Source organism: Altererythrobacter xiamenensis (assembly GCF_900177715.1).
GTDB lineage: Bacteria > Pseudomonadota > Alphaproteobacteria > Sphingomonadales > Sphingomonadaceae > Erythrobacter > Erythrobacter xiamenensis.
The window spans coordinates 880634-905441 of the sequence record NZ_FXWG01000001.1 but is presented as its reverse complement, the minus strand read 5'-3'; the positions used below and the strand labels follow the sequence as shown (position 1 = coordinate 905441).

The following is a 24808-nucleotide window of genomic DNA, read 5'->3' as shown; positions in this document are numbered from 1 at the left end:
CTTCAAGCGTAACTGTCGGTGAGTGCGGAATAGATCAGCGTCTTGAGCTGTCTGCGGATCGGATAGGTCGAAGAGGGATAGACCTGCGTCATGAAGACCATGGTGATCTGCTCGACCGGATCGACGAAGAAGGCGGTCGAATAGGCGCCGCCCCAGTAATATTCACCGAGGCTCGAAGGCATCAGCGTCTTCGCCGGATCGATCACCATGGCAAAGCCGAGGCCGAAGCCGGTCCCGGCGTTATTGGCTTCCGAAAACAGGCTGCTCGACATTTCAGTGAGGTCGGCGTTGTTGGGAAGGTGGTTGGTGCGCATCAACCGGACCGTCTTGGGGCTGAGAATGCGCACGCCGTCCAGTTCGCCGCCATTCAGCAGCATCGCGGTGAAGCGGTGATAATCGGCGATCGTGCCGGTGAGGCCGCCGCCCCCGCTGTCGAATGTCCCGGGCTTGTTGAGCTTGCTGGTCGCACCCTTGTCGATCATGCGCGGAGACTGGCCCGGGCGGTAGGCATAGGCATCGACGAGGCGCTCGGCTTCGCCATCTGCAACGCCGAAGGCGGTATCGGTCATGCCAAGCGGCGCGAAAATGTTCTTCCGGAAATATTCGCCCAGTCGCATGCCCGAGATGCGCTCGACCGCGATGCCGAGCACGTCGGTCGAGACCGAGTAGTTCCACCCCGTGCCAGGTGCAAACTCGAGCGGCAGTTTCGAAAGCTTCTCGATGAACTGTTGCGAATCGAGGTGATCGCGCGCGAAGTCGAAATTGCTGTCGCGATAGGCGGAATCGATATTGTTGCGGTTCTGAAGGCCATAGGTGAGGCCCGACATATGGGTCAGCAGGTCGACGAAGCGGATCGGGTGAGCCGGCTTGCCCGGCGCAAATGGTATCGCGCCGCCACCGCCTGCATAAACCTTGAGGTCGGCGAACTCGGGGATCACCTTGGAAATCGGCTCTTCCAGTGCAACCTTGCACTGTTCGACCAGTTGCATGAAGGCGACCGAGGTCACCGGTTTGGTCATGCTGGCGATGCGGAAAATGGCGTCGTCACGCAGTTCGCGGCCGTCCTCTCCCATCGATCCGAGCCGCGAATAGTGAACCGGTACGCCGCCACGTGCGACAATCAACTGGGTATTGGGTAGCCTGCCGCTTGCGATGTAGCTTTCCTGGAGAAAGGCTGGAATTCGCGCCAGCCGGTCCTCGTCAAAGCCGGAATCCCTCGGGCTTCCCAAATCGAACATGAGCTCTCCTCCCACGGCCTTTCGAGGCCATACCTTGTTTTCTGAGAGTAGTTGATAGCTGATTTTCAGCCAATGCAAACCCTCATACCTCCATTTCGAATGACTCGCTTGCCGCTTGCCAGTTCGCAGGCGACTGCATAGTCTTCGAACAGAGAATCAATAGAAGTGATTGGGACGAGGGATAGCGCGCATGGGCGAGGCGGCAAATGTATTGAGCGCCGGACAGGATCTGGCGTCGGTGATTGGCTGGGAGAGACCCGCAGGGTGGCCCGCGATCAGTCGTGAAGCTTGCAAGGATCGGCTGACGGCACCGGGCGAACGTTTCGAAATGGAGACGATCGACATCCGCGGCGTGCCGACCCGTGTGTGGAAGAATGCTCCGCCCAATCTGCGAGCCATCGCCATGCTCGGTCGGATGCACGGGACGCGCGAGTTCACCATCTATGAGGATGAACGGGTTACCTTCGGCGCCTGGTTCAAGGCCGTGGCGGCGCTCGCGCACGAGTTCCAGGCTCGCGGCATCAAGAAAGGCGACCGGATTGCTCTCGCGATGCGCAACCTGCCCGAATGGCCGGTCGTTTTCTTCGCTTCGGTGACCATCGGTGCGATCTGTGTGCCGCTCAATGCCTGGTGGACGGGGCCGGAACTCGCTTATGGCCTCGCCAATTCCGGCACTCGGCTGCTCGTGTGCGACGATGAGCGTTGGGAGCGAATAGCACCGCATCGAGAGGATTGTCTGGAGCTCGAAACAGTTCTGGTTTCGCGGGCTGATGAATCGCAGGAAGGTGCCGAAAGGCTGGAGGATGTCATCGGCACACCGCCGCAATATGCCGATCTCCCCCAGCGCGAGTTGCCCGAAATCGACATCGCGCCGGATGACGATGCGACGATCTTCTACACCAGCGGTACCACCGGCAATCCCAAAGGCGCTCTCGGCACACATCGCAATCTGTGCACCAACATCCTCTCGAGCGCCTACAACGCGGCCTGCGCCGTGCTGCGGCGCGGGGAAGCTCTGCCGGAGCCACAACCAAAGACAGTGCTCAACGTGATTCCGCTATTCCACGTCACAGCCTGTTCGGCAGGGCTGATGGGACATATCGCGGCGGGCAATACGATGGTTTTCATGCACAAATGGGACCCGGTGAAGGCCTTCCAGATCATCGAGCGCGAGAAGGTCAATGCGACAGGCGGCGTCCCCACCATCGCATGGCAATTGCTCGAACATCCCGAGCGGGTGAACTACGACCTTTCCAGCCTCGAGGCTGTGGCTTATGGCGGCGCTCCTGCCGCACCGGACCTTGTTCGCAAGATCCGCGATGTCTTCGGCGCGCTCCCCGGCAATGGCTGGGGCATGACCGAGACGATGGCGACGGTCACCGGCCACTCCTCCGAAGATTACCTCAATCGTCCCGAAAGCTGCGGGCCGCCGGTGGCGGTCGCCGACCTCAAGATCATGAGCGAGGATGGCGAACGTGAAATGCCCGTGGGCGAAGTCGGCGAGCTGTGGGCGCGCGGGCCGATGGTGGTGAAGGGGTACTGGAACAATCCCGACGCGACCGCCGCGACATTTACCGAGGGCTGGGTGAAAACGGGCGACCTGGCGCGGCTCGACGAGGAAGGCTTCTGCTATATCGTCGACCGCGCGAAGGACATGGTGATCCGCGGCGGCGAGAATATCTATTCATCCGAGGTGGAGAATGTTCTCTACGATCACCCCGCAGTGACGGACGCGGCGCTGATCGGGTTGCCGCACAAGCAATTGGGCGAAGTGCCGGCGGCTGTGGTGCATTGCGCGCCCGGACATCAGGCAAGCGAGGATGAACTCAAGTCCTGGGTGGCTGGACGCCTTGCCAAGTTCAAGGTGCCGGAACGCGTGGTGTTTTCGAAGGAAACGCTGCCGCGCAACGCCAACGGCAAGATACTCAAGAAGGACCTCGCTATCCTTTTTGACGAGAAATAGGCGGGGGCGCCGATTGGTAACAGCCGGGAGGCCGGTATAAAGTTCGAGAGAGGTTGGGGGCCTATGGCGAGCAAGAGTGTCGAGACGAAGCGGTTTGGCGAGAAGCGCCAGGCGATCATCAACGCTGCATCGACCTTGATCAACGAGGTGGGGGTTCAGGCCACCACGCTCTCTGAAGTCGCTAGCGCGATTGGTCTCAATGCCACCAGCATCACATATTATTTCAAGCGCAAGGAACAGCTGGTCGTTGCGGTTTACGAAGACACGCTGACCCGGATGGAAAGCATTGCGCGCGAAGCGCTTGCCCAACCGGATACTGCTGCCCGCCTGCGTCATTTCCTGAAGCTTCATATCGCGCTGCGTACCCGCATTCGCAGCGGCGAAAGCGGCCTGCTCACTGCGCTTTCGGAAATCCGTTCGCTAGACCAGGAGGCGCAGCAGCCGCTGCTCCTGCATTATCGGCAGATTATCGAGACGGTGCAGGCCTTCTTCGGTGGAAGCGAGGACCGGGACGTACGCGCACTCAACCTCGCTCGCGCGCATATCCTACTCGAGGCAATCATGTGGTGGCCGATCTGGTCGCGCCGTTACTCGGTACTCGACTTCTCGCGGGTCGAAGATCGTCTTTTCGATATTCTCGCTCATGGACTGTCGGCCGATTGCGGACACTGGACGCCGGAGCGCCTGGAGGGTGACTGGCGCACCAGCGAGCCCGATGCGACCAGCCAGAACGACGCGTTTCTGCGTGCTGCGACGGTCATGATCAACCAGCGCGGCTATCGCGGTGCGTCGGTCAACCGGATCGCCAAGGCGCTAAATGTCACCAAGGGCAGCTTCTATCACCACCATGAGGCCAAGGATGAACTGGTCCTCGCCTGCTTCCAGAGGAGTTATGACCGGTTATCCGCCGTGCAACTTGCAGCGCTCGACGTGGATGCCGACTATTGGACGCGCCTGTCGAGTGCCCTGCATGAGCTTGTCGATCTCCAATTCAACGATCCGATGCCGCTTTTGCGGACCACTGCGCTTCAGGCGCTCGAATCCACACAGAAAGCCGATGTCGTCACGCGTTCGAACCGTCTGGCGCGGCGTTTCGCGGGAATCCTCATAGACGGCATCGCCGATGGCTCCTTGCGTGCGGTCGATCCGCTCATCGCCAGCCAGGTCATCATGTCGACCATCAACAGCGCCTACGAAGCGCGTCGCTGGACCGAACGGTTCGACGATCGGGAAGAAGCGATCCGGACCTATCTGTCAGTCCTGTCGCGCGGCATGCTCAGCGATCCGTCAGGGGGCTGAGCCGCTCGACCCGATCTGGCGCGGCTCACGAACGCGCCATATCATCAGGACCAGAGACGCGAAAAGCGCGCCGAAAGCGGCAACCAGCAGCGGCGCATAGCCGAGCGCGGCAATGGCAAGCCCCGCGACCACAGGGCCGACAGAGGATACGCCGCCTTCGACCGTGGTTGTGAGCGCCAGGCGCATGGGAATATCCTCATGCTCGCCAAACTCGAGCACGAGCGTGACCGCGGCCATCATCCAGCCCGAAAAGCCGAAGCCGAGCGCGGCAAACGCGGCATAGAGTAACCAGCCTTCTCCGAAGACGAGCAGCCCCATTCCCGCAAGGCTGCAGACCAGCGCGCCGAGATAGACGCTGCGAAAGCCGAAGCGATCACCGAGCGAGCCCCATGCGAGGTTGGAAAGCGTGTCGGCTGCGAGAAAGGCGAGGCTGAGACTGCCGATCAGCGCCCCGTCCAGACCCTGTCGCTCGCCGACATAGAGCGTCCAGAAAGGGAGGCCGACGCGGGCGATCGCGGCAAAACCGTGCGCCCAGAGAAAGGCGCGGAAATCGCGATGCGTCAGCAGTTCGCCGAACTGGCGAAACCTATCCCGCAAGGGGAGGGCGGGGCGCAGCGATGGCGCGTCGGGCTCACGCAATCCGAATTGCAGCACCACCAGCCCGACAGATGTCAGGGCGAAGGCGAGCAGGAATGTCGTCGCATAGCCATTGCCGAGCCATTGCTGCTCGATGAAATAATGCCCGGCTACCCAGGCAAGTCCGGCGGCAATGAGCCCGCCGACCATGTTGCGGATACCCTGCAATCGCCCGCGTCGTGCGATCGGAATGACCTTCGCCATCAGCATCTGGAAGGCGACGCGCTGCGCTCCGGAGAAGAAGCCGAGCAGGAGGAACGACCCCAGGGTAACCGCCAGCAGGGCAGTGCCTTCGAGCGTCCATGCCGCGATGGCGAGGATGAGGATCATCACGCGCATCATCGAGCCGACCGTGATGGCGTATGGCAGGATACGCTTGCGGCTTTCGACCTGAGCGCCCGAAAGGATCGGCGAGATCGTGCCGCCCAGCTGCAGCAGTGCGGTGCCGAGGCCGACGGCCGCAGCGCTTCCGGTCAGAAGGTAGAGGTAGGCAGGGATGATCGTGGGGGCGTAGATCAGGCGAAAGCCCGTCATCCCAAAGACGCCATGCGTCAGATTGACGGAATAGTTACGCCTGAGATTGGCCTCCATGAAGGCCCGGTGACGCTCCCAGACGTTGCCATCCGGGAGCGTCTCCATATCCTCACCCGAAGGGGCGAGGGCGTCGCTCAATAGCCACCGAGCGTGGCGAAGCGGTCCTTGAGATATCCGGACGAGCCGAAGCTGGCTTCGAGCACGCGGGCGCGCTTCAGGTAGAAGCCGACGTCGTACTCGTCGGTCATGCCGATCCCGCCGTGCAACTGGATGCCTTCGTTCGCCATCTTGTGCAGCACGCGGTTGGCCTCGGACTTGGCGATCGCGGCAGCACGGTCGATGCCGAAGCCGCTGTCGAGCGCCTGCAGGCCGCCTTCGACCGCCGAGCGCATCTGCGCAAGGTCGGCGAAGAGATCGGCCATGCGGTGCTGCAGCGCCTGGAAGGTGGCGAGCACCTGGTTGAACTGCACGCGCTGCTTCAGATAGTCGAGCGTGTCGTCGAACACCTGCTGCGCCATGCCGAGCATTTCGGCCGAGGTCAGGATGCGCGCGCGGTCGAGCACGTCGGCGAGCAGGGTGTCGCCGCCGGCTTCGAGCTTGTCTGCGGCCGCACCGTCGAACGTCACGTCCGCATGGCTGCGCTGGTCGGTCAGCTTGCGCGTGGCAAGCGAGACGCCATCGCCCTTCTCGACCAGATAAAGCCCGTCTTTCGCTGCAACCACGAAGAGATCGGCGCCGTGCGCTTCGGGCACGAAGGCCTTGGTGCCGGTGATCTTGCCGCCCGAGACCGAAGCCTCGATCGCCGACGGATCGTGCTTTGCGCCTTCATCGATGGCGAGGGTGGCGATCATTTCGCCGCTGGCGAGCTTGGGCAGATACTTCGCCTTCTGCTCGTCGCTGCCGCCGAGGATGATCGCGGAGGCCGCCACCGTGTTCATCGCCAGCGGACTGGCGGTGAGCGTCTTTCCGAGTTCCTCGATGACGAGACCGGCCGAAAGCCAGCCGAAGTCCGAACCGCCATGCTCTTCGGGAATGATGACCCCCGCCCAGCCCATTTCGGCCATGGTCGCATAGGCATCGCGATTGAAGGCTTCAGGCTCGCCGCTTGCGCGGACCTTGCGAAACTCGGTCACCGGGCTTTCGTTGGTCGCCCAGTCGCGCGCCATGTCGCGCAGCATTTCCTGTTCTTCGTTGAGAACTGCCATTGTTCGAGCTCCCCTCTCTTACTGGTGATCCAGCATGCCGAGGACACGCTTGGAAATGATGTTGTTCTGGATTTCGGTCGAGCCGCCGTAGATCGTCGTCGCCTTGCCGAAGAGCCAGCCGCGCACGGCTTCCAGCTCGCTGTCGGTGAAGCTGTCGCCTTCCCAGCCGAGCCCTTGCAGGCCGCGGATCTCGATCAGCAGTTCGGAGCGTTCCTGGCTCAGCTTTGTGCCGAGTTTCTTCAGTACCGAGCTGATTTCGGACACGCCGCCCTGTGCCTTCGATTCCTCGGCCGCGCGGCGCGCAGTGAGGAGGAAGCTCGACCAGCGGATTTCGAAGTCCGCGATCTTGTCACGAAGCACCTTGTCCGCGAGCTCGCCATCGGCATCGGTCTCGCCATATTTCTTGGCGATCGCGCCGAGGCTCTGCCCCATCATCCGGGCCAGGCTGCCGCCGCCCGAGATATTGGTCCGTTCGTGCTGAAGCAGGCGCTTGCCGATGGTCCAGCCCTGGCCTTCCTCGCCGACGAGGTTTTCCTTGGGCACCTTCACATCGGTGAAGAAAGTCTCGCAGAACGGGCTGGTGCCCGAAATCATGGTGATCGGACGAACTTCGACGCCTTCTGCATCCATGTCGATCAGCATGAAACTGATGCCCTTGTGCTTGTCGCTCTTGTCGGTGCGCACGATGGCGAAGCACTTGTCCGCCCACTGACCGCCGCTGGTCCAGGTCTTCTGGCCGTTGACGAGATAGTGGTCGCCCTTGTCCTCGGCAAAGGTCTGCAGGTTCGCAAGGTCCGAACCGGCATTGGGTTCGGAATAGCCCTGGCACCAGCGGATCTCTCCGCGGCAGATCGGCGGGATATGCTCCTGCTTCTGCGCCTCGCTGCCGTATTCGAGCAGCGTCGGACCGAACATCATCACGCCCATGCCGCCGATCGGGTTATAGGCACCCGCCTTGGCGAATTCCTGATCGATGATCTTGGCCTCGGCCTTGGACAGCCCGCCGCCGCCATATTCCTTGGGCCAGGTCGGCGTGCCCCAGCCGCGGCTGCCGACGGCCTCGCGCCAAGCCTTCTGGGCGGGTGTCTCTTCGGTTGGCCCGTCGACGCCGGCAAGCGCATTGCCCTTGTTCTTGAGTTCTTCCGGGAAATTGTCGCGCAGGAAGGCCTGAACCTCCTCGCGGAAGGTGTCTGCCTCGCTCTGGGCGGGGGTATCCACTTGAGTCGCCATCGCTGTAACTCTCCTTTCGGGGGTCTTTTAATCTCTCGGCCGGATTCTGCCAAAGCCGTTACGGCAACGCGCCATCGGGGGGGTGTATCACCGCGCAGGCCCGCCCAGCGGCGTGTCGCGCTGCTGCTGTTCACGCGCTTCGGCCTCACGCGCTCGCAGTATCTCGATATTGCGCTCATGCCGCTCACGCGTGATCGGGTAGAACGTCAGTATCAGCGCTCCGATCGTCCAGAGGCCGATCGAGGTAGGTATGTAATGGATGAGCAGGCTGTCCACTACACTTTCCGGGATGGTCGCGGGATCCGCCTTCTCCGGGAATTGCGATATGGCAAGAACCTGGCCTGCGACGAACAGGCCCAATGCGTTGGAGCATTGCTGCATGAAGCTTGATGCTGAAAAGAACGTCCCGGCAGTGTGCTTGCCGGTCGCCACCGCGCTGTCCTCGACCACGTCCGCCAGCATCGAGGAGGTGTTGATCAGGGATATCGCGACCATCGCCCCATAGACTGCGCCAATGACGAAGAGCACCGGGACGAGCAGGCTGTCGCCGGGCACGAAGAACATGTCGAGATAGCTGAGCAGCAGCGGGGTAAGCCCGATGGAGACGCCGAGTACGGCAAAGATCATCGAGCTCTTGCGCTTGCCCAGCCAGTTGGAAAAGATCGGCGCAAGCGGGGCTGCGAGCGTCGCGGCAACGAAGCTGTCCAGCGTAAGCAGCGCGAGCTGCGCCGTATTGAGCTTAAACAGGTAGGTGCCGAAATAGAGTGTCGTCGCGCTGTAGAGGCCGATCGCGGTATATTTGAAAACGCCGAAGCCGAAGATCGCGAGAAAGCCACGATTGCGGAAGGCGCTCAGCATCTCTGAAAGGTGTTCGCGAAAAGCCATCTTCTGGTCGTCGGGGTGACCATCTGCCTGGCGCATGAAGGGGATGCGATTATGCGTGCCCGCCGCGCAAACGAGGATGGCGATGAAGATCAGGGCGGCACCCAGCAAGGCGAAATTGCTGTAGCTGGCCGGATTGAGCTGCCCCCGCGGATATTCCGAAGTCTCGATAAAGATGAAGGCAAGCGAGAAGGACGCAAAGCCGTATGCTCCGGCATAGCCGAACCAGTAGCGCAGGCTGAACAGGCGGGTGCGCTGGGCGTAGTTACCGGACAACTCCGGCGCCATTGCCGAAGCGTTGATCTCGAAGGCGCTGATCGAAGCACGGGTCGCTGCCGCGAAAGCGAAAATCCACAGGCCCAGCTGGATATGGGTCAGCCCGTCGGGCGGAAACCAGGTTAGGAAGAAGAAGATCGTAGTCGGGATTGCCGCTGCGTACATGAAGGGGTGCCGCCTGCCCCAGCGCGAGCGGGTGACATCGGCCCAGCGGCCGAGAAACGGATCGACGATAGCATCGACCAGCAAGGTCATCGCCAGCGCGGTGCCGACGATTGCCGCAGGCACGCCGACCACCTGGTTGAAGTAGAGCATCAGATAGCTGGAAAAGGCCGCGCTCTTGACCCCATTGGCCATTGCACCGGCGCCATAACTCAGCTGTGTACCGAGGCCGAGCTTCTGGGCTGAATTGTCGAGTGCCTCGAAGGCTACTCCTGCGGCGGAACTCATTCGGCTGCCTCAGCGAGTTCGTTGGCGGCAAGCAGCGGTTCGAGATACCGCCCTTTCTGCTCAAGGCTTTCGCGGTGCGCAATAATCCCCGCATTGTCCGGACCTTCCCGCTGGCAGCCGAACTCACCCCGCATCCCCACGGGCTCGATCATTAGGCGGACGAACTCTCTTATTCTGCCGCGTTTCTTCTGAAACTCGAAATCAGTCTCGAGATCCCATGCCATGCCGCTCTCTCCCATGACGCGAGTCGGCAAGCGCCTCCCGCGTTCGTTGGAATCGAGCATACCTGCATTTCAAAACGGGGCAAGACGGCGCGTTGCGCCGCGAAAGATGGATCGCCGGGGTTCTGCATACCGGTGCAGCAATTTCAGAAAGTTCGGTGATAGACCGGCGGCGCGGTCAGAACCAGGCGCGCAATCCGACGAGGAACTTGAAGCCGTCGGGGTCTTCGCCTTTGGCCCGGGCGATATCCGCCGTCTCGCCCAGCTTCGCTTCGTATTCGATGCCCACATAGGGCGCGAACTCGCGGGCGATTTCGTAGCGCAGTCGCAGCCCCGGCTCGATCTTGGTCAGGCCTGCGCCGACATCGCGCTCGGGGATGTCTTGCGCAGCAGCTTCGAGTTCGAAACGCGGCTGCAGGATCAGCCTATGGGTGATCTTCTGATCGTACTCCGCTTCGACCCGCGCGGTGAGGTCCCCGCGATCGGACAGGAACAGCGCGCCGTCGACATGGAACATGTAGGGCGCGAGGCCCTGCACACCGAGGACGAGGTGACTGCGGGTCTCGGGCTCGACATCGATCCGTGCGCCGGCCTGCAGGTCGAAGAACGGGCCGATCGCCCGGCTGAAAAGAGCCTGCACTTCGGCATCTTCGAGTGCGCCGTCGATCTCGCCTTCGCCTTCGGTCTTGAGAACGAAACGGTTGAGATCGCCGCCGTACCAGGATTGGGCATCCCACAAATATCCGTCTTCGCCGCCGTCGACCGGGATGCGGGCCTCCAGACGTTCGACCATAACCATGCCGGTTTTCATGCCACCGTTTTCATCGGCGAGCTGTTCGCGGGCCGGTGCCATCACCGCTTCGCCCCAGATGGCATCGGCGGCATGGCGCGGGCCTTCGAGAGCGCGGGGAGGGACTGCGCTTTCCGGCGCTGCTCCGGGCGCGGATTTGTCCATCGCATCCATCGAATGGCCGGAGTGATCCATGCCGGAGTGATCCATCTGCGAATGGTCCATCCCGGCGTGGGGATCGGCATCGGCCTGCGGTTGTGCATGGCCCATGGCAGAATGGTCCATCTGGGAGTGGTCCATTTGGGAATGGTCCATCGTCTCCGGCTCGGCCGGTTGTTCTGCCGGGGGGCACTGCTCCGGGGGGAGGTGCCCCATGGCGCAGTGATCCATCGCCTCACCCGTGGTGTTCGCCTCGGCCTCTGCATGAGACCCGTGGTGAGCATGGTCTTGGGCAGCGAGCGGCATTGCGAACAGGGCCGCGCTGGCCAGCAAAAGAGCCCGCATCACGCCTCTCCCTCGACCGGAAACGGCCTGACCGTGACGACCTGCATCATGCCCGCATGCATGTGATAGAGCAGGTGGCAGTGGAAGGCCCAGTCGCCCGGCTCGTTTGCGGTGAGATCGAACGTCGCCGTGCCGCCCGGCTGCACGATCACCGTGTGCTTCAATGGCTGGTGCATGTGGTCTGCGCCGTTCACCAGTTCGAAGAAATGTCCGTGCAAATGGATCGGATGCGCCATCATTGTGTCGTTGACCAGCTTGACCCGCACGCGTTCGTCATAGCCGAAGCGGATCGGATCATCGGTGACGGCAGTGAACTTCTTGCCGTCGAAGCTCCACATATACCGTTCCATATTGCCGGTGAGGTGGATTTCCATCTCGCGATCGACTTCGCGGTGCGGGTTCATCCGCTTGGCCTTGAGATCGGTGTAACGCAGCACGCGGTGGTTCACCTTGTCGAGGCCGAGGCCGGGGAAATCCATCCGGTCCATCGGCATCGGCGCGATCATGTCGACGCCAGGGCCGACCTTGACGTCAGCCGGCACTGAGCTTTTGTCGCGCATGGAATGGTCCATGCCGCCGGAGGATGCTCCGTGAGTGGAATGGTCCATCATTCCCCCCATACCCATGTCTGTCATGGTCAGCGTCACCGGCTCGCGCAGGGGAGGGGGCGTGGCGCGATGGCCCTTGTGCGATGTGAGGCTGGCGACTCCCATCCCGCTGCGGTCCATCGCCTCGGCAACGATCGCATGACTGCCATCGCTCGGCTGGACGATGACGTCATAGGTTTCGGCAACGCCGATCTGGAACTCGTCGACCGGTACATCTTCCACGTCCTGACCGTCGGCCTGGATCACGGTCATCGGTACGCCGGGAATGCGGACATTGAAGAATGTCATGGCGCTGCCGTTGATGACCCGCAGGCGCACTCGCTCGCCCGGCTTAAACTCCAGTTGGAGATTGTCGGCAGGCCCATGGCCGTTGATGAGATAGGTATAGGTGGATCCTGTGACGTCCGAGATATCGCGCGGGTTCATCCGCATTTCGCCCCACATCCGGCGCATTTCTCCGGACATTTCGCCCTCAGTTGCCGTCATCATCTGGCGGTTGAAATAGTGCTCGCCGACCTTCAGCTTGCGCATGATTTCATGCGGGTGGATCGGCGTGAACTCGCTGAGCAGCACGACGTAATCGCGGTCGTAGCGCGGATCGGGTTCGGCGCTCTCGACGATGATCGGACCGTAGTGCCCCGCCTGCTCCTGCAGGCCGGAGTGCGAGTGCCACCAGTAGGTTCCGGTTTGCCGGATCGGAAACTTGTAGGTGAATGTCTCTCCCGGCCTGATGCCCGGAAAGCTTACACCCGGAACGCCGTCGAACTGGAACGGCACCAGCAGGCCATGCCAGTGGATCGAACTGTCTTCGTCCAGATTGTTCGTCACATGCAGGCGAACGTCCTGCCCTTCGCGCAGCCGGACCAGCGGGCCGGGCACCGTTCCGTTTACTGCCACGGCGTGGCCCGAGCGGCCGCCGGTCATGAAGTGGTGGTTGCCAATGGACAGGCGGATGTCCTCGCCCGAAACCTCGCCAAAGCCATTCTTGGCATGCGGCAGCGACATCCCCTTGGCCCAGGCGGGCAGGGGAAGTGCGGCCGCAGCACCTAAGCCTACGGTGCTGGTGATGAGTTGGCGTCTGTTAAGCGAGATTTTCATATGGGTAGATACGCTAGGTTGCCGTAGTCGGATGCAGCCTATATATACCCCCCTAGGGTATTTCAACAGGACCAATTGTCATGAGCGACAGCACAGCTGCGAAGATCAAACGGCTCAACCGCATCGCCGGACAGGTTCGCGGCGTTGCGCAGATGATCGAGGACGATCGTTATTGCATCGACATTTTGCATCAGATCGCCGCGATCAGGTCGGCGCTCGCCAAGGTCGAGAGCCAGGTGCTGAAGGATCACGCCGCCTGCTGTGTCGCTGAAGCAATCGCCAGCGGTGACGAGGCCGAGCAGAAGCAAAAGTTTTCCGAACTCGTGGATCTGCTCGAAGGCACCCGCAAGTAGCGCTTCCCGGCCCGGCGTCAGGGGTTGCTGCGTCCGGTCTCGGCCGGGCTAGAGCAGAATTTCTCCCACGATCAAACCGACCGACACCACGGTCCCGGCAATCGGCACGAACAGGGGCACCGTATATGATGCCCGATCGCTGCCGTCGCGCATCTTGATACGCATCAGAGACAGGTTCGCCGTGGCGAACACGGCGAGGATGATGAAGCTCGTCCAGCTTGCCAGCCTCTCTGTCGGAAAGAACAGGGCAAGGGCGGTGACAGCGGCACCGGATAGCAGCGTGGCGATTATCGGTGTGCCGGTCTTTTCATTGACTTTCGCGAGCCAATCGGGCGCCGCATCGCGCCTCTTGCCGAGGTCGTGCATCACACGCGGCGCCATCACGATCTGCGCCATGGCGCCGTTTACGATCATGGCGAGGCTCACCGCGCCCAGAATGTAACCGCTCGAACCCTTGGCGCGCACCAGGTCGACCAGCGGCGCTGTGCTTTGCGACAACGCTTCGGGAGACAGGACGCTGACAACCGTCGCGGATACGACGAGGTAGAGCAGCAGGGACGCGAGCAAGGTGAACCAGATCGCACGCGGCATGGCGTTTTCCTGATCCTTGGCCTCTTCCGATAAGGTCACCATATCTTCGAACCCGATATAGGCGTAGAATGCGAGGAACGCAGCGGGTATCACGGCCGCTGTGAAGCTCAGCCCGTCTTCCGTCCAGGCGCTTTCGAATAGCGCGGGGTACTCCCCAAGATCGGTCCAGCCCTGGAATATCACCCAAAGCAATCCGCCGACGCCGGCGATTGTCGTCAGAGCCATGAACCACGAGGACTGCCTGATGCCGGTCACGGCAAATGTCGTCAGGATGGCCGTCAGCAAGGGGACTGCCCACCACTTCGAAATGCTGACGAACACGTTCGCGTATCCGACGAAACCGGTCACGATGGTCGCTGCCGAGACTATTCCCGTAGCGACGATACCCCAGCCCGCCAGCCCCGTCAGCGTTCGCGAGCCAAAGCCTGCCGACACGAACGAGGCGCTGCCACCGCTTTCCGGCACGCGCGTGCTCAATTCGGCGTAGGACAGAGCGGTGAATGCTGCCGCGATCGCTGCCAGCAGGAAAGCGATCGGCGCGAGGGCACCTGCTATGCCGATGATCTCCCCGATCACGACGTAGATACCCGCGCCGACAACGGTTCCGAGGCCGTAGAGCATCAGGACCCATGGTCCGATGTCGCGGCTCAGATTGGATACGGCTCGATCGGTCGATGACGTAGGCTTTGCGGAGTCCATACTTACTCAAGTAGCGAATGGCGGGAAAGTTCACGAGGCTCGTTTGGAACTGTCACGCTCTCTCTGCCGTTTGCTGCTTAGGTTTCGCGGGGAGGAACAGTCTGCCAGATTTCGCTCAATTGCCGACCACCTATCTCTTGGCGAGCTTTGCTGGCTGCGCGCTGCTGATTGCATTTCTTGGCACGAAGATGTCCGCCTATGCCGATATTATCGCCGACAGAACACGGTTCGGCGAGGCGCTGATCGGCTCGATCCTGCTGGGGGCGGGCACAAGCATTGCAGGTATCGTGACCTCCACCAGCACTGCGGCCGTCGGCGCCGCCGATCTTGCTATCTCGAATGCGCTGGGCGGAATTGCCGCACAGACAATGTTCCTGGCAATTGCGGACGTCGCCTATCGCAAGGTGAACCTGGAACACGCGGCGGCCAGTGCGGTGAACCTCGGCCAGGCCACTGTTCTGATGATCCTCATCGCTTTGCCGATCATGGCATGGTCCGCGCCCAGCTTTACGGTCTGGGCCATCAATCCGCTTACGCCGGTGCTCGTCGGTGCCTACCTCGTCGGTTTGTATAATGCGCACAAGATACACATGGAGCCGATGTGGTTCGCTCGCGACACCGACGCGACTCTTAGCGAAGAGGATCATGACACCTCGGACCAGAGAACACTTTGGCGCATCGGAACGCTGTTCGCTGTTTCGACCCTGATTGTGGGCCTCTCGGGCTGGATCGTGGGGGCGACCGGTGTGGAATTGTCGGAGAGGTTGGGCATATCGCAGGGTGTCGTCGGAGCGCTGGGCACCGCCATCGTCACCTCCCTGCCGGAGCTTGTCACGACGATCGCCGCGGTCAAGCGGGGGGCATTGCAATTGGCCGTCGGCGGGATCATCGGCGGAAACATGTTCGATGCGTTGTTCATCGCATCGAGCGACATCGCTTATCGGGATGGCTCGATTTACCACGCGATTTCGCAACGTACGGTGTTCTGGATGGCGCTGGTTCTCGTCATGACAGCGGTTTTGCTGATCGGACTGCTCCGGCGCGAGAGGCAGGGGCCCGCCGGCATCGGTTGGGAAAGCGTTCTCCTGATCGGTTTGTGGGCCGGAGGCGCGATCCTGCAGATATCGCTGGGATAGGGGATGGCCTGCGAATTGCTGTTTCCAGCCGACCATGCTGCGGGGAGCCGCAAAACGCTTCGATGCACCGATCTCATATTCAATGATGAAACGTGGCGATGCTCCCTATCACCGGGTTGGCTGCCGAACGCCGTTTACCTGCTGATTTGACAGGTTACTCTTGGTCGCAGCCACGCCATCAAGTTCCGGCCATTAACGGCGGGAGGTGCATGAATGTCGGGCAAGAGTTTAGAAGGGCGCGTCGCGTTCATAACCGGCGGGCTTCGCGGGATCGGCAGGGCGTGTGCCGAACGTCTGGCAGCAGAAGGTGCAGCTGTCGTGATCGCCGATCTCGATAGCGAAGACGAAGCGAACAAGATTATCAGAGATCACGGCCTGCGCGCCGACTATATTCGTGCAGATGTGACCAGCGAGACGGATTGGCAGCGCGCCCATCAATTCGTCGCAGAGCGTCACGGCCAACTCCACATCCTCGTCAACAATGCCGGTACCGATCTTACCGGCGCCGTCGAGGATATTCGCATGGAAGACTGGCGGCGGATCATGGCGATCAATGTCGACGGCGTGTTCCTGGGGACGAAGACCTTCACCCCAATGCTGGCAAAGAGCGGAACCGTCGTCGAAGGCGGCTCGAGCATCATCAACGTGAGCTCGATCATGGGCCTCGTCGGCATGAGCGAAGTCTCCGCCTACAACACGAGCAAGGGCGCCGTACGCATGTTTACGAAGGGCATCGCGATGGAATTCGCGGCCAAGACAATGCCTATCCGCGCCAACTCGCTGCACCCGGGTTTCGTGGAAACGCCGCTTCTCCATGCCGGCTTCCAGCGCTGGGTCGACAGTGGTGCCGCAGAAAAGGTGCAGGACCTGATCGACGGCATGAACGAAGCGACGCCGATGGGACGGCTCGCCCAGCCGAGCGAGATAGCCGGCCCCGTGGCGTTTCTGGCGGGGCCTGACAGCAGCTACATGACCGGCACGGAGCTGGTCATCGATGGGGGTTGGACAGCACAATGACGATAGGACTCGAGGATGTAGTCGCGGTTGTGACGGGTGCCAATGGGGGGATCGGACGGGAAATCGTCAAGGCGATGACAGCCGCTGGCGCCAGCGTCATCGCGACCGACCTTGGCTCCAATGCTGAGTGTACGGGCCACGCCCATTATCTCTCTCACGATGTTACCAAGTCTGAGGACTGGGTGGCTGTCGGGAAACTGGTCGAGCGCGAATATGGCCGCCTCGATGCCCTGATCAACAATGCGGGCATTTCCATCGTGACCAAGTTCGAGGAAACGCCCCTCGAACAGTTCCACAAGGTCAACGCAGTCAATGTCGACAGTGTGGTGATCGGCACACAGGCTCTCATGCCGATGCTTTTGCAAGGCGGAAAAGCTCGAGAGAGCGGCGCTTCGATCGTGAACTTCTCGAGCGTCGGAGGGCTTCGCGGCGCGCCCTTCAACGCCGCCTATTGCACCAGCAAGGCAGCGGTCGCGATGCTCAGCAAATGCATGGGCGCAGAATTCGCCACGCTGGGCCACAATATCCGCGTCAACAGCCTCCATCCCGGCGGCATAGACACGGGTATGCTGGAGGGCATCTTCCAGCGTTATGTCGATCTGGGCGTGATGCCCGATGTCGACACGGCTATTGCCGGCACCTCCGCGCGCCATCCGATCGGGCGCATGGGCAGGCCCGGCGAGATCGGCGGAGGCGTTGTGTTCCTGTGCTCGGATGCAGCCAGCTTCATGACCTGCGACGAGTTGGTGATCGACGGCGGATTTGCATCGGTATAGAAAATCGGGTCCGGATATCGCCGGGCGCGCCCTTCGCCGCTCGGGGGCGCTGCCCGAATATCTATCAACGGTCGCCGTGGATCTCGTCGAGCGATCCAGGCAGCGGCATCATCGGAGTGATCGTGTAGTGGCGACACTTCCAGCCGTCAGCGGTCTCGATACACTCCATGCGGTAACGGACCTGCACGGCGACAGTATTGCCGTCCTTTGAGTGTCCCATGCCAATGACATAGGCTTGCATGATTCCAACCTCGCCATCCCAGCTTTCAGGGCGGAAGTTGCTGATGAAGTGGAAGTGGTGGCTCATCGTTTCGAATACGCCTTCGAAGAACGCCTTGAGCTCGCCGCGGTCCTTCATCAGCGGCAGGCCGATTGCCGTCATGTCGGTCACAGCGTCTTCAGTGAAGATGGAGAGGAACCGGTCCATGTCTTCGAGCGCATCGACATTGTAGCAATAGTCGATCATCAGCCGTTCTATCGCGGTGCGGACGTCTTCAGGCATTTGAGGCACAAGCGGTCTCCCTATTCGCCGATGGGCGGTTGCGGCGGGGTAGGGCCGCCCAGGACCATGTCGTTGAGCAGTTCATGGAAACGCTGGACGCGCTTTTCCTGATAGCTGAGGATGCAGCCCTTGAAGCCGCGCGAGTTGAGACCCTGTTGCTGGGTGCTGCCGATCGAAAGGTCCTGATCGGCAATGAAACCGAGGCTCACGCCATCGCCATAGACCGAGTGGCGCTGCACCGCGTCATGTTCGAGCGGGATCATGCCTATCGGGCTTTCGACTTCTTCCATGCCCTCGACCGGCGGATAGAGGCACCAGTGCTGGAATACGCATTTGCCGGGATCCGTCGGATGCGGCTCCGTGCGCAGGATCTGGCACTGCTCGGGCGACATGGTGAGCGTGAGATTGGGGAACATCGTGCAGTGGAAATAGTCCACCAGCTGCTGGTCGCTCATCGCGTGGTAGTTGGTGTAGCCACGCCCGGGCCCAAGTTCGCGCTTCGCCTTGATGATCGCCTCGCGAATATCGTTCGGACGTCCTTCGTATTCGTCCGGATCAACGCCCCAGGCGCGGGCGATGTCATCGAGCGGCGTGGGTACGGCTTCGAACTGCTGGCGCGTGGTTGCCTGATGGCCCTTCATCCACATCGCATTGTGACCGGTGTCGTACATCTCGAAGACCGTGTCATCGAGTCCGTCATTGATGAAGGTCGACAGTTCGGGATGGATCGTGGGGAGATGATAGCTTTCGTTGAAATTGTCGCGAATGATCTTCCAGTTGAAGTCCGCATCGCACGAAAGATTCATCGCCCGCACCCAATTTTCGAGGCCGTAGCCCTCGAGCTTTTCCGGATAAGGCGCGAGCCATTCGAGTAGGGGCGGTACGTCATCGTCCATGCACCAGAAGACAAACGGCCCCCAGGTCTCGCAGCGCAGTTCGGTCAGCTTGACCTTGCCGCAGGGGTTGCCGCCGGGAAAGTCCTCCGGATCCTGCACGTTGATGAGTGTACCCGAAGTGTCGAACTGCCACCCGTGGTAGGAACAGGTGATACGATCGGTTGAAGCGATGTCGCCCAGCACCAGCCGGTTTCCGCGGTGGGGACAGACATTGTAGAATGCCCTGATCGAACCGTCGGCCTGGCGCACCATAATGATGGATTCGTTCGCGAAATTGTGGCGAACGATATCACCCTCTTCCTCGAACTCGGCGGTCACGGCACCCAGGTGCCAGATCTTGGGCCAGAGGTTCTCGAACTCCTTCGCCATCCATTCGCGCGAGATATAGCGATCGGCCGTGATGCGATCGCCACGAACCGGTTGGTCGGCCCCTTGCGCATAGCGCGATGATCCGTGCTGGATGTTCATGGTCCTGGACTCTCCTGTCTATATCTTTTCGGGCGGATCATACGGTCAATACATGGCCTAACCATTGGCGATCGTGAGAGTGTTTCGCTGACAAGGCGCTTATCTTTCAGACCGCGAAGTTTGCGCCCGCGCTCAAGGTTTGCGTTCGTGCCAGGCTCACAATTCCCTCCTAAAACCGGCATATCTGCCTGTTTTCTATCTCCTGACCGCCTCTGCTCCTACTGAGTTTTTCGCTAGGGCCTGCGTGACAACTCGGGGCCAGGCGATATACGAAGATGCCATGCCGCCAGCCGAATCCGCCCGAAAGACCGCTGCCATTCCCGAAGCCAAACCCCAGCGGTGGCAGCAACGCAAGGCGGCGATGACGCGCGAAGTCATTCTCGATGCCGCGACCGACTGTCTGGTGGAAGATGGGTACGCGGCATTGACGACGGTCGAAGTCATCAATCGGGCGGGCGTTTCGCGAGGAGCGATGCATCACCATTTCGCGAACCGCTCCGAGCTCCTGGCCGCATTGATCGACCACGTGCTGCACAAGCGGCTGGAGCGCTTTCTTTCGGAATACCTTTCGACGATCGAGGATAGCGATCCTGCAAGGGCGATCGAAGTGGCGACCGATGTTCATTGGCACAGCGTCCAGACGCCCGAATATGCAGCCTATCTCGAACTGCTGATGGCGGCTCGCACCGACGCTGAGTTGCAGGCGATTCTTGTGCCTGCAACCAATGCATTCGAGCGTGAATGGATGAGCGAGATGGAGAAGGCCTTGCCTCAGTGGATGGGCGCGCCAAAGGAAATGTTGCTGGCGAACGACCTTGCCGCTTCGCTGCATCTCGGTCTGCTCATCAACAGGCCCTATTTCGCCGACAAGGAGCGGCGGCGGGCGGTAAGGGACAAGCTGGTCGACCTCGTCAAGGAAGTTTACCGAACGGCCAAGCCCTAAAACCGGCACACCTGCCTGTATTTTCGCCTTAGTGATAGTTGTTGTCCCTCGTCGCAGGTCCACAATGGCCTGCGATTGCACGAGGGAGAGAGCTCATGACCAATCAGGAACAGGTCCCACCGCCGATCGACGGTCGTGACCCTGCCAATCTGCGCGGCGACCCGATCGATGGTGATCGCTATTACTCGCGCGAGTTCGCGCAGCGCGAATGGGACATGCTCTGGACCAAGATCTGGCATGTCGCAGGCCGCCTCGCCGACATTCCCGAAGCGGGCGATTTCCTCGTCCACAACTTCATGAAAGAGTCGGTCATCGCGGTGCGGCAGGAAGATGGCTCGGTACGTGCCTTCTACAATGCCTGTGGCCATCGCGGGATGCGGCTTGTTTCTGATTCCAGTTCGCTCGATTCCTTCACCTGCCCCTATCACGGTTGGCGCTGGGGCAAGGACGGTGTGCTCGAACATGCGCAGGACGCCGAAGATTTTCCGCAAGGCAATCCGTGTGGCAAGCTCAGTCTGAAGGAAGTGCGCTGCGACACCTGGGGTGGCTTTGTCTGGTACACGATGGACGATGATGGACCGGACCTGCTCGACTATCTCGAGCCAATGCCTGCGCTCTATCGCAACTACCCCATGGATACCGCTGTGCGGGTCGCATGGTATCGCATCGAATTGAACGCCAACTGGAAATTCGTCACAGACAATTTCTCCGAAAGCTATCACACCCGGACCGCACACCCGCAGGTGCCGCCGTGGATCGACCAGGATGTAGATACGGCGCGTCATGAGATGTGGCCCAAGGGGCACGGGCGGACCGTCCAGCCAATGCGACCCTCGCTCACCGACCGGCCTGCCAGCGGCCTCAACGAGGTCTTCGCAGCAATCCTGAAAAGCTGGGACATCGACCCGGAAGGATACGACAGCTACGAAGACTTCGTGATGGAGGGGTGGAAAGACCTCAAGGCGGCCAAGCGCAAGCTCTGGAAAGAACGCGGCTACCTGCATTACGAACATCTCGATGACGAGGAAATCACCGACAGTCCGCATACGGTGATCTTCCCGAACGTGACGATCAGCTTCCTGCCGGACAACCTTGTCTTCTTCCGCAGCGAACCGCACGCCGAAGATCCGGAGAAATGCTATTTCGACCTTTGGTGCATGGCCTTCCCCGTCGAAGGGCAGGAAGAGGTCGAGTCCATTATGGCGGGCCCCAAACCCCTGCGCGAAGTGGACGAATGCGAACACCGCGTGTTCGACGAAGGGCGCGGCATTCCCGAACTCGCCGGACAGATCGTCTATCAGGACATGGAACTGGCCGAAGGCATGCAGGCCGGGATGCACTCTCGCGGCTATGGCGATGCCTATCTGTCCGCGCAGGAAACACGCGTGCGCTTCTTCCATGAAGTGCTCAACGACTGGCTCGAAGGAAGGAGGCCCTGATGGCATTTACAGGACCGATTGAAGACAGGCTCGCGATCCGCGAGTTGATGAACACCCATGCGCATGGCGTGATGAGCGTGGATTCCGACATCTGGGGTTCGATCTGGGCCGAGGATGCGTCCTGGTATCTGCCCGAATATCCCGACCTCGGCACATTCGTCGGCAAGGAAACCATCGTCTCTAACTGGATCGAATCGATGAAGGTCTATGGCCTCGAGAACATGACCAAGCCGATGGTCTATTTCATGGAGCCTGGCGCGATCGAGGTCGACGGGGACAAGGCGACCTCGACTGCCTACACTCACGAGGTCTACCAGCATCCCGAAACCGGCAAGATCGTGCGCGGCGCTGGCCGGTATGACGACAAGCTCGAAAAGCGTGACGGTCAGTGGCTGTTCGTGGAGCGCGCCTATCGCATCATCCACGAGCAGGTGAGCGACGCCTAGAGGTCGGAACGTTCCTCGCGCTCGAGCCGGAATGCGCGAATACGGCTGCGGTCGAACAGCTTCGCTTCATCGGTTGCTATCCGTTCGGCTGTCTCGGGATCGGCGATGTCCGCGAAGAAAGCTTCGACCTCCGCCTCGCCCGGAAAGTCGATTTCCATGACCACATCGTAGTCATGTCCTTCATCGACCCCGTCGATAGGCGCGATGTAGCGGCGAACATAACGGGTGGCGTAAGGACCGAGCACTTTCTCGCCAATCAGCTTGTGATTGCTTTCGTAATAGGCGCGAAAATCCTCGCGGCTCATCCCCTCGCGCCGCTTGAGCAAGGTGATGACGGTGATCGTCATGAGGCAGGCTTAGGCGCCGATTGATCCTCTGCGAGATACCAGTCGAGCCACTTGTGGAAGTGCTGGTTACCGACCTCGTTCTTGCCGAAGATGACGTCCTCGTGCGCGCCGCTTTCGAGGCCCTTCTGGATCTTCTCGCCGATGATGTAATCTTCTTCGTACGTCACATCGCGGAAGAAGTTCAGCGCCGCCTCGGTGGCTTCGCGATCGGCATCGTCCTTGTAGGGTTCGCGCCTCAGATAGTTCAGCACCGTGCGGTTCTTGTCGGGCGTCGGTCCGGGGAAGAGTTGCGCGATCTGCGTGACTTCGGGAGCGATGAAGCAGGAAACATTGGGGAAGAAGATCCGCGCGAAGTCGAAGCCGTTGTTTTCTTGGTGGCCCCATTCTTCGCGGGGCAGACCCTTCAGATTGTCGCCGATCGCATGGTGCGGAAACCCGATGCGCATATGCGGGCCGAAGAAAGCGTAATGCATGCGGTTCGACGGCGTTCGCGGGAATACCGTTTCTGGATGGAGCGCGCTGAAGTGATACCCTTCGAGATAGCCGTCGAAAGCAATCTTCCAGTTGGCACCGTAGATCGTCCGGCTGCCCAGAAAGGTCCACTTGTCGAACTCGAGATCGTCATACTCCCCGAGGAAACCCTGGTAGAAGTCGTCGAGGTCCATGCTCGCATCGGGATCGAGGCAGACGAAGATCATGCCGCTGCGTTCTTCGCACGGAAGCGCGCGCAGGCCGCGCTGGTGCTTGTCGACTTCGCCGAACAAGTGCTTCTCCGAGACGGCAAGCAGCTTGCCGTCGAGCCCGAATGTCCACGCGTGGTACGGGCAGGTGAAACGGGGGCAATTGCCGTGGCCTTCCTCCGCTACCGGTGCGCCGCGGTGGGAACAGACATTCAGGAAGGCATGAACCTCGCCCTGCTTGTCGCGGGTGATGAGGATCGGCATCCCGACCGCTTCCATCGCCTTGTAGTCGCCGGGCTCGGGCATCTCGGCAGTGAAGGCGAGCATCAGCGGCACCTTCTTGAAAACGAGGTCGATCTCGCGCTGCCAGCGATCGGGGTCGACATAGCTCGCATGCGGCACCGTCAGAGTGCTGTCGCATTGCTGCGTATGCTTGTTCTCGACGTAGTCGAGCATGGCCTCGGCAGCATCGCCGATACGTTCGAAGCGTTCGACTTTGGTCATGATCCTCGTCCTTGCTAATCCTGGCCCAGGGCCACGATGACCTTGCCTGTGTTCTTGCCGGTCATCAGGCGCGTGAAGGCGTTCAATACGTTTTCGATCCCTTGCGTTTCATCGAACTCTCCGACCAGATTGCCCTGGTCGTACATTTCGCGCAGCGGCGGATAATAATCGCGACCCTCGGCCATGAAGTCCGGCAGGAAGATGCCCTTCACCGTCAGGCGCTTCATCAGGATCTGGTCGAAATGCGCCGGGCCGGGGTTCCCGCTCTCGCTGGTGTAGCCTGTAATCAGGCCGCAAATGCCGATGCGGCCATATAGCGCCATGTTGGGAAGCGCCGCATCGAGCAGATCGCCGCCAACGTTCTCGAAATAGACGTCGATCCCGCCTTCGATCTTTTCAAGCTCTGCTGCGACGTCCTGCGTCTTATAGTTGATCGCGCTATTGATCCCGAGGTCTTCTGTCAGCCAGGCGCATTTCTCGTCGGAGCCCGCAATCCCGATGACCGTGCAGCCCATGTTTCGGGCGATCTGGCACACCACGCTGCCGGTCGCACCGGCGGCTGCCGAGACCAGCACCGTCTCCCCTTCCTTGAGCTCGAGCACATGCGTCAGGCCGCACAGCGCGGTCCAGCCATTGAGGCCGAGTACGCCGAAATGATCGCGAACGTCGGCCACGTCCTCATCGAGCTTCGCCAAGCCCGCCAGTGCCGGATCGACGGTCGAGTGAGTCGCCCAGTGGCCGAAGCCGCGGACGAGATCTCCCTCGGCAAAATCGGGATGTGCCGATTGCACCACACGGCCGATGAATTGTCCCTGCATCGGAGTCCCCAGCGGAATCGGAGGCGAATAGCCATCCTCTCGAGCTGTCATCCAGACGCGCACGCCCGGATCCATCGAGAGATACTGCGCTTCGACAAGAACATGCCCGTCCGCAGGAGCCTCCACCGGCTCTTCGACCAGAGAAAGCGCGGCGTCATAGTCATGTCCTTCGGGCCGTGCATCCAGCCGCCAATATTGTCGCGAAATCATGACCTCTCCTTGTTTCAGGCAAATCTGCCTGTTTTGGCTCCGAGAGCCA

At 60.9% G+C, this 24808-nt stretch carries 23 protein-coding genes; 9 read left to right on the top strand and 14 right to left on the bottom strand.

The features are described from left to right. Nucleotides 1-2: 2 nt before the first annotated feature. A complete protein-coding gene (locus CCE89_RS04475; protein ID WP_086436774.1) occupies nt 3-1238 on the bottom strand; it encodes a serine hydrolase domain-containing protein in 1236 nt (411 codons plus the stop codon). Nucleotides 1239-1428: 190 nt separating this feature from the next. Here CCE89_RS04475 and CCE89_RS04470 point away from each other — a divergent pair, with 190 nt between their 5' ends. Both CCE89_RS04470 and CCE89_RS04465 read left to right on the top strand, forming a co-directional pair. After that, nucleotides 1429-3201, top strand: a complete 1773-nt coding sequence (locus CCE89_RS04470) for a class I adenylate-forming enzyme family protein (RefSeq protein WP_086436773.1) — start codon at nt 1429-1431, stop codon at nt 3199-3201. A gap of 63 nt (nt 3202-3264) precedes the next feature. Next, nucleotides 3265-4500: a TetR/AcrR family transcriptional regulator gene (locus tag CCE89_RS04465; protein WP_086436772.1), complete on the top strand. Its 1236-nt coding sequence runs from the start codon at nt 3265-3267 to the stop codon at nt 4498-4500. Here the strand turns inward: CCE89_RS04465 and CCE89_RS04460 are convergent. The 7 genes from CCE89_RS04460 to CCE89_RS04430 form a co-directional block, all read right to left on the bottom strand. Further along, complete coding sequence (locus CCE89_RS04460; RefSeq protein ID WP_234989934.1) at nt 4489-5808, bottom strand: MFS transporter; 1320 nt, start codon at nt 5806-5808, stop codon at nt 4489-4491. The genes CCE89_RS04465 and CCE89_RS04460 overlap by 12 nt on opposite strands. After that, nucleotides 5805-6875, bottom strand: coding sequence for an acyl-CoA dehydrogenase family protein (locus tag CCE89_RS04455; protein WP_086436770.1), 1071 nt, complete (start codon nt 6873-6875; stop codon nt 5805-5807). The genes CCE89_RS04460 and CCE89_RS04455 overlap by 4 nt, the downstream gene beginning before the upstream one ends. Before the next feature lie 18 nt (nt 6876-6893). Further along, nucleotides 6894-8105, bottom strand: a complete 1212-nt coding sequence (locus CCE89_RS04450) for an acyl-CoA dehydrogenase family protein (protein WP_086436769.1) — start codon at nt 8103-8105, stop codon at nt 6894-6896. 87 nt (nt 8106-8192) lie between these two features. Then, nucleotides 8193-9713, bottom strand: coding sequence for an MFS transporter (locus CCE89_RS04445; protein ID WP_086436768.1), 1521 nt, complete (start codon nt 9711-9713; stop codon nt 8193-8195). Beyond that, nucleotides 9710-9997 (bottom strand): hypothetical protein, encoded by a 288-nt coding sequence (locus CCE89_RS04440; protein ID WP_086436767.1) that lies wholly within the window; start codon nt 9995-9997, stop codon nt 9710-9712. The genes CCE89_RS04445 and CCE89_RS04440 overlap by 4 nt, the downstream gene beginning before the upstream one ends. Before the next feature lie 115 nt (nt 9998-10112). Further along, nucleotides 10113-11228: a copper resistance protein B gene (locus CCE89_RS04435; protein WP_200810280.1), complete on the bottom strand. Its 1116-nt coding sequence runs from the start codon at nt 11226-11228 to the stop codon at nt 10113-10115. Then, nucleotides 11228-12934, bottom strand: a complete 1707-nt coding sequence (locus CCE89_RS04430) for a copper resistance system multicopper oxidase (RefSeq protein WP_086436765.1) — start codon at nt 12932-12934, stop codon at nt 11228-11230. The genes CCE89_RS04435 and CCE89_RS04430 overlap by 1 nt, the downstream gene beginning before the upstream one ends. Nucleotides 12935-13014: 80 nt before the next feature. Here CCE89_RS04430 and CCE89_RS04425 point away from each other — a divergent pair, with 80 nt between their 5' ends. Next, a complete protein-coding gene (locus tag CCE89_RS04425) occupies nt 13015-13287 on the top strand; it encodes a metal-sensitive transcriptional regulator (protein ID WP_086436764.1) in 273 nt (90 codons plus the stop codon). A gap of 48 nt (nt 13288-13335) precedes the next feature. On the opposite strand, the gene CCE89_RS04420 is transcribed toward CCE89_RS04425, so the two are convergent. Continuing rightward, nucleotides 13336-14577, bottom strand: a complete 1242-nt coding sequence (locus CCE89_RS04420) for an APC family permease (protein WP_086436763.1) — start codon at nt 14575-14577, stop codon at nt 13336-13338. A 119-nt stretch (nt 14578-14696) separates the two neighbouring features. Here CCE89_RS04420 and CCE89_RS04415 point away from each other — a divergent pair, with 119 nt between their 5' ends. The 3 genes from CCE89_RS04415 (at nt 14697) to CCE89_RS04405 (ending at nt 17506) form a co-directional block, all read left to right on the top strand. After that, nucleotides 14697-15713, top strand: a complete 1017-nt coding sequence (locus CCE89_RS04415) for a sodium:calcium antiporter (RefSeq protein ID WP_234989933.1) — start codon at nt 14697-14699, stop codon at nt 15711-15713. 213 nt (nt 15714-15926) lie between these two features. Then, nucleotides 15927-16730 carry an SDR family NAD(P)-dependent oxidoreductase gene (locus CCE89_RS04410; RefSeq protein WP_086436761.1) on the top strand — a complete coding sequence of 268 codons (804 nt, stop codon included), beginning with the start codon at nt 15927-15929 and terminating at the stop codon, nt 16728-16730. Further along, entirely contained in the window at nt 16727-17506 is a 780-nt protein-coding gene (locus CCE89_RS04405) for an SDR family NAD(P)-dependent oxidoreductase (protein ID WP_086436760.1), read from the top strand. The genes CCE89_RS04410 and CCE89_RS04405 overlap by 4 nt, the downstream gene beginning before the upstream one ends. 64 nt (nt 17507-17570) lie before the next feature. Here the strand turns inward: CCE89_RS04405 and CCE89_RS04400 are convergent, their stop codons facing one another. Together CCE89_RS04400 and CCE89_RS04395 are read right to left on the bottom strand one after the other, a co-directional pair. Then, a complete protein-coding gene (locus CCE89_RS04400; protein ID WP_086436759.1) occupies nt 17571-18008 on the bottom strand; it encodes a nuclear transport factor 2 family protein in 438 nt (145 codons plus the stop codon). Between the two features lie 20 nt (nt 18009-18028). Continuing rightward, on the bottom strand, nt 18029-19372 hold the full coding sequence (locus tag CCE89_RS04395; protein ID WP_086436758.1) for an aromatic ring-hydroxylating oxygenase subunit alpha: 1344 nt from the start codon (nt 19370-19372) through the stop codon (nt 18029-18031). Between the two features lie 280 nt (nt 19373-19652). On the opposite strand from CCE89_RS04395, the gene CCE89_RS04390 reads away from it, so the two are divergent. The 3 genes from CCE89_RS04390 to CCE89_RS04380 all read left to right on the top strand — a co-directional run bounded on the left by CCE89_RS04390 (nt 19653) and on the right by CCE89_RS04380 (nt 22200). Next, complete coding sequence (locus CCE89_RS04390; RefSeq protein ID WP_086436757.1) at nt 19653-20315, top strand: TetR/AcrR family transcriptional regulator; 663 nt, start codon at nt 19653-19655, stop codon at nt 20313-20315. A gap of 95 nt (nt 20316-20410) precedes the next feature. Continuing rightward, complete coding sequence (locus CCE89_RS04385) at nt 20411-21754, top strand: aromatic ring-hydroxylating oxygenase subunit alpha (RefSeq protein WP_086436756.1); 1344 nt, start codon at nt 20411-20413, stop codon at nt 21752-21754. Then, nucleotides 21754-22200, top strand: coding sequence for a nuclear transport factor 2 family protein (locus tag CCE89_RS04380; RefSeq protein WP_086436755.1), 447 nt, complete (start codon nt 21754-21756; stop codon nt 22198-22200). Before CCE89_RS04385 ends, CCE89_RS04380 begins: the two co-directional genes overlap by 1 nt. On the opposite strand, the gene CCE89_RS04375 is transcribed toward CCE89_RS04380, so the two are convergent. Genes CCE89_RS04375 through CCE89_RS04365 form a run of 3 tightly spaced genes read right to left on the bottom strand, consistent with a single transcriptional unit; the run spans nt 22197 to nt 24759 of the window. Next, complete coding sequence (locus tag CCE89_RS04375; RefSeq protein ID WP_086436754.1) at nt 22197-22547, bottom strand: EthD domain-containing protein; 351 nt, start codon at nt 22545-22547, stop codon at nt 22197-22199. The two genes, CCE89_RS04380 and CCE89_RS04375, sit on opposite strands and share 4 nt — an antisense overlap. Continuing rightward, entirely contained in the window at nt 22544-23731 is a 1188-nt protein-coding gene (locus CCE89_RS04370) for an aromatic ring-hydroxylating oxygenase subunit alpha (RefSeq protein WP_086436753.1), read from the bottom strand. The genes CCE89_RS04375 and CCE89_RS04370 overlap by 4 nt, the downstream gene beginning before the upstream one ends. Nucleotides 23732-23745: 14 nt before the next feature. Further along, on the bottom strand, nt 23746-24759 hold the full coding sequence (locus CCE89_RS04365; protein WP_086436752.1) for an NADP-dependent oxidoreductase: 1014 nt from the start codon (nt 24757-24759) through the stop codon (nt 23746-23748). Nucleotides 24760-24808 lie beyond the last annotated feature (49 nt).

Coding starts and splice junctions, on each gene's coding strand:
- CCE89_RS04400 (WP_086436759.1), bottom strand. CDS start 18,008: ATGCCTGAAGACGTCCGCACCGCGATAGAACGGCTGATGATCGACTAT.
- CCE89_RS04375 (WP_086436754.1), bottom strand. CDS start 22,547: ATGACGATCACCGTCATCACCTTGCTCAAGCGGCGCGAGGGGATGAGC.
- CCE89_RS04465 (WP_086436772.1), top strand. CDS start 3,265: ATGGCGAGCAAGAGTGTCGAGACGAAGCGGTTTGGCGAGAAGCGCCAG.
- CCE89_RS04370 (WP_086436753.1), bottom strand. CDS start 23,731: ATGACCAAAGTCGAACGCTTCGAACGTATCGGCGATGCTGCCGAGGCC.
- CCE89_RS04365 (WP_086436752.1), bottom strand. CDS start 24,759: ATGATTTCGCGACAATATTGGCGGCTGGATGCACGGCCCGAAGGACAT.
- CCE89_RS04390 (WP_086436757.1), top strand. CDS start 19,653: ATGCCGCCAGCCGAATCCGCCCGAAAGACCGCTGCCATTCCCGAAGCC.
- CCE89_RS04445 (WP_086436768.1), bottom strand. CDS start 9,713: ATGAGTTCCGCCGCAGGAGTAGCCTTCGAGGCACTCGACAATTCAGCC.
- CCE89_RS04420 (WP_086436763.1), bottom strand. CDS start 14,577: ATGGACTCCGCAAAGCCTACGTCATCGACCGATCGAGCCGTATCCAAT.
- CCE89_RS04455 (WP_086436770.1), bottom strand. CDS start 6,875: ATGGCAGTTCTCAACGAAGAACAGGAAATGCTGCGCGACATGGCGCGC.
- CCE89_RS04440 (WP_086436767.1), bottom strand. CDS start 9,997: ATGCTCGATTCCAACGAACGCGGGAGGCGCTTGCCGACTCGCGTCATG.
- CCE89_RS04380 (WP_086436755.1), top strand. CDS start 21,754: ATGGCATTTACAGGACCGATTGAAGACAGGCTCGCGATCCGCGAGTTG.
- CCE89_RS04395 (WP_086436758.1), bottom strand. CDS start 19,372: ATGAACATCCAGCACGGATCATCGCGCTATGCGCAAGGGGCCGACCAA.
- CCE89_RS04435 (WP_200810280.1), bottom strand. CDS start 11,228: ATGCGGGCTCTTTTGCTGGCCAGCGCGGCCCTGTTCGCAATGCCGCTC.
- CCE89_RS04430 (WP_086436765.1), bottom strand. CDS start 12,934: ATGAAAATCTCGCTTAACAGACGCCAACTCATCACCAGCACCGTAGGC.
- CCE89_RS04470 (WP_086436773.1), top strand. CDS start 1,429: ATGGGCGAGGCGGCAAATGTATTGAGCGCCGGACAGGATCTGGCGTCG.
- CCE89_RS04410 (WP_086436761.1), top strand. CDS start 15,927: ATGTCGGGCAAGAGTTTAGAAGGGCGCGTCGCGTTCATAACCGGCGGG.
- CCE89_RS04405 (WP_086436760.1), top strand. CDS start 16,727: ATGACGATAGGACTCGAGGATGTAGTCGCGGTTGTGACGGGTGCCAAT.
- CCE89_RS04450 (WP_086436769.1), bottom strand. CDS start 8,105: ATGGCGACTCAAGTGGATACCCCCGCCCAGAGCGAGGCAGACACCTTC.
- CCE89_RS04385 (WP_086436756.1), top strand. CDS start 20,411: ATGACCAATCAGGAACAGGTCCCACCGCCGATCGACGGTCGTGACCCT.
- CCE89_RS04475 (WP_086436774.1), bottom strand. CDS start 1,238: ATGTTCGATTTGGGAAGCCCGAGGGATTCCGGCTTTGACGAGGACCGG.
- CCE89_RS04425 (WP_086436764.1), top strand. CDS start 13,015: ATGAGCGACAGCACAGCTGCGAAGATCAAACGGCTCAACCGCATCGCC.